Consider the following 481-nt stretch of genomic DNA (forward strand, 5'->3'; position numbering starts at 1 on the left):
AACCTTAGCGCCTTTTTTTACGTATTTTTCAGCGATCTCAGCCAGGTTCTTGTTGAAGATCACAACGCTGTGCCACTCGGTTTTTTCTTTGCGTTCGCCGCTCTGGCGGTCACGCCAACTCTCAGACGTTGCAACACGCAGATTCACAATCGGATCACCGTTGTTATTTCTGCGGATTTCCGGATCAGCGCCCAAATGACCGACGATAATATGCTTGTTGACGCTACCGGCCATCACAGACCTCGTGGGTTAATGTTGAGATAGCGATACAGGCGTTCCAGCCATGCTTCCTCTGCCTTCATACTTGGCCAAGGCTTGAGGGCTGATTTAAGCCGGACGGGAGCTAATAGGCGCTCCGGTAACTCGCGTTCAGCATGGGGGCCGAAAAAGGTTCGAACTTCAACGCGCAACATCCGGTCATCCATATCTGCGATGATATGCTTGAGTTTCAGATCGTGCAGGTTAGTCAGTTTTGCTTTAG

At 50.5% G+C, this 481-nt stretch carries 1 protein-coding gene and 1 pseudogene; both read right to left on the reverse strand.

The window, feature by feature from the left end; translation table 11 throughout:
• A partial coding sequence (gene ssb / locus HBA93_RS18455; protein ID WP_221724270.1) for a single-stranded DNA-binding protein occupies positions 1–234 on the reverse strand: 234 nt, incomplete at its 3' end.
• Positions 234–481 (reverse strand): annotated as a pseudogene (locus tag HBA93_RS18460) (hypothetical protein); the annotation flags it as partial. The gene ssb and the pseudogene HBA93_RS18460, both read right to left, overlap by 1 nt.

Origin of the sequence: Ochrobactrum sp. SFR4 (assembly GCF_019730395.1) — a bacterium.
GTDB lineage: Bacteria > Pseudomonadota > Alphaproteobacteria > Rhizobiales > Rhizobiaceae > Pseudochrobactrum.